This is a genomic window from Haloferax sp. s1 (genome assembly GCF_058382125.1).
In genome coordinates, this window is the sequence record NZ_JBZRPK010000304.1 from 1 (window position 1) to 2,832 (window position 2,832).

3 protein-coding genes are annotated in these 2,832 nt (G+C 61.3%); 2 read left to right on the plus strand and 1 reads right to left on the minus strand.

Annotation, left to right across the window (positions count from 1 at the left end):
- Both QT222_RS03305 and QT222_RS03310 read left to right on the plus strand, forming a co-directional pair.
- Positions 1-302, plus strand: a 302-nt coding sequence (locus QT222_RS03305) for a S8 family serine peptidase (RefSeq protein WP_491476300.1), incomplete at its 5' end; no start/stop codon positions are given.
- Positions 303-473: 171 nt separating this feature from the next.
- Positions 474-1,514 carry a DUF7544 domain-containing protein gene (locus QT222_RS03310; RefSeq protein WP_491476301.1) on the plus strand — a complete coding sequence of 347 codons (1,041 nt, stop codon included), beginning with the start codon at positions 474-476 and terminating at the stop codon, positions 1,512-1,514.
- 33 nt (positions 1,515-1,547) lie between these two features.
- Here the strand turns inward: QT222_RS03310 and QT222_RS03315 are convergent.
- Positions 1,548-2,832, minus strand: a 1,285-nt coding sequence (locus tag QT222_RS03315; protein ID WP_491476302.1) for an MFS transporter, incomplete at its 5' end; no start/stop codon positions are given.

Genomic DNA, 2,832 nt, shown 5'->3' on the forward strand with positions numbered 1-2,832 from the left:
CACAAGAGACGCATCCCGACACGTGGTTCTACGACCTCGTGTACAGCACCGTCTCGACGCCCTCGTATGACGACGACGGGAACTACGTCGGCTCGACGAACGACTACGGCTGGAAGGCCGGAACCTCGATGGCTGCACCGCAGGTCGCCGCCGCCGGCGCACTGGTTCGGTCCGTTCAGCCGAACCTGAGCGCCAACCAAGTTAAGTCCAAATTAAAACGCACCGCGAGCGTCCCCGAGGACTACGACAAATCGTACTACGGCGCTGGCTTCCTCGACCCACTCGCCGCTATCAACGAGTGATACTGTCCCGGTTACACTGAGCACCGTACCGGCTACGCTAACTTTCGTTCCGTCCGCGCACGACACTGTACAAACGCTCAAACTCGCGTTTTTATGGCGTGAGATGCGTACGAACAGTAAACAATCCGTCTCTCGGACACCTTTATCAGATGTGACTCCACAGTCACACATATGAGTTGGAAAGCAATCGACGCCTTGGACGACGCTCGCGACGCGACAACGTCGCTCCTTCTCCCGTTCGACGCTGGCCGGTGGGCGCGACTCGCACTTATTGCCTTCTTTGTCGGAGGGTTCGGAGGTGGAGGTAGCAGTGCCGGAAACTCCGCGTCCTCCGTCCCCACCGATACGGGCGGAGCAGGAGGGGCCCCCGTCGACTCGCTTCCGGGCTTCGTCACGCCGAGAACCGTCGGTATCGCAATCGTCTCGTTAGTGGCGCTTTTCATTCTTTTCGTCCTCATCCGAATCTTTATCGGCTCTGTGATGGAGTTCGTCCTCGTCGACGGCGTCGTTTCGAAGGATGTCAGCATCCGAAAGCCGTTTCGCGAGCGTCTCGGACTCGGGGTGAGACTGTTCCTGTTCAAGGCCGAGTTGGTATTCGCCGGGTTGTTACTGATAGCTGTGCCAGTCCTTGGAGTTCTCATGGGTGGAATTGCGGTGTCGAATGCACTACTCCTCCTTGCGATACCACTGATCTTCTTTGGGTTGCTGGTGCTTTTCCTCCTCAGCATCGCCCTGCGGTTAACCACCGACTTCGTCGTCCCGACGATGATAGCCGAGGACCGACACGTCATCTCGTCGGTGCGGCGCGTCCTCCCGGTGTTCCGGGCAGAGTTCTCCGAGTTCGGTCTCTACGTTATCGTCCGGCTAGTCCTCGGTGCTCTCGTCAACATCGGCGTTGGCATCGCCACGCTCCTTCTCTTACTCGTCGCTGCCATCCCGTTCGCCATCGTCGGCGGGGGACTGGCTCTCGTCTTCGTGGCTGCAAACGTCCCCGTCTTCTCTACGGCTGGGTTGGTCGCCTTCGGTATCCTCGGACTTCTGTTCTTCCTCACGGCCGTCGCAGTCGGAGCAGTCGCACAGATGCCCGTCGTGACGTTCTTCCGGTACTACTCGTTGTTCCTCCTCGGCAGCGTCGACGAGTCGCTCGACCTCGTTTCAAGCTTCCGTACCGACGACGACTCGCCGGCCCCGGAAGGTCCGACACCAGCCTGAAGCGGCCCCAACGCCGAGTCAGCGGTTTTTTTTTCACGCCGTCGTCGCCGCGATAGTCCTGTGGTCCAACCGCCCGAGCAGAACGAGAATCGGAATCATCAGCACTCCACCGACGACGAACGGTGCCCAGAACCCGATTCCGGTGTAGAGACCGCCCGCGAGCGCGGGGCCGAACGTCCGTGCGAGGCTTCCAGCGCTCTGTGTGAGACCGAACGCGCCGCCCTGTTCTTCGTCACCCGCGGACCGCGAGACGAGCGTGTTTAATGAGACGTTTGTAAGGGCGTTTCCGAACGACAGCGGCGTCATGACGGCGAGAAGCATGAGTACGCCCGGCAGGAGCGTCGGGCCAACCGGGAGAACTCTCCCCACGTCGGGAAGGTACGACCCGAACACCGGCGAAAACGGAACGGCGGCGAGGGTGACAACCTGAATCGCGGCCCCACCAACAGCGAGGCGATACTCGCCAAAGCGGTCGGTCAGCGGGCCGACGAGACCTCCCTGAACGACCGCGAGGACGATTCCCACGTAGGTGAGGATGACAGCGTTCTCGGTCGCTCCGTAGCTGTACTGCTCGTTCGTGAGGAAGATAAACTGACTTTCGAGCGCGGAGAAGGCAAACGAGACGAGGAAAAACGAGGCGACGAGTGTCCCCAGTCCGTGCGTGCGGAGCGCAGACAGGAGTTGCTCGATACGCGACTCGCGCGACTTGCGCCCCTCGTCGAGTTCAGGTGTCGCGTTCCGTACTTCAGGTGGTCGTGATTCGGGAAGGACGAAGAATGCGACGAGGAGATTAAGTCCGGTGATAAGCGCGGCCGCGAAACTCGGCAACGAGAACTCCGAGACCGGAACGACGGCCGGAAGCACGTTACGTGCGGCAGCAATGACCGGTGCACTGGCGAAGAAGCCACCGAGTGCAGGGCCGAAAACGAAACCGAGACCGAACGCGGCCCCGAGAAGTCCGAGTCCTTTCGCACGGTCCTCGGCGGACGTTATGTCGGCAATATACGCCTGCGCGGTTGCGATGTTTCCACCCATCGTCCCGGCGAGCATACGCGCGACGAAGAGCACAGTGAGTGACCCGGCGAGACCGAACAGTAGCCACGCGATAACGCTCCCGGAGAGAGAAAGCAAGAGCACGGGTCGGCGACCCCGGTTGTCGGAGAGACGGCCCAAAAACGGTGCGGCGAGGAACTGCATCGCCGAGTAGGACGCGATAAGCAGACTCCCGACCGACTCCGTTGCTCCGGACGCAAGCGGGTCGAGCGGGATTCCGGGCCGGCGCATGCCGAATCTGCGGAGGGCCCTACGGACGACGGAA

Coding starts and splice junctions, on each gene's coding strand:
- QT222_RS03310 (WP_491476301.1), top strand. CDS start 474: ATGAGTTGGAAAGCAATCGACGCCTTGGACGACGCTCGCGACGCGACA.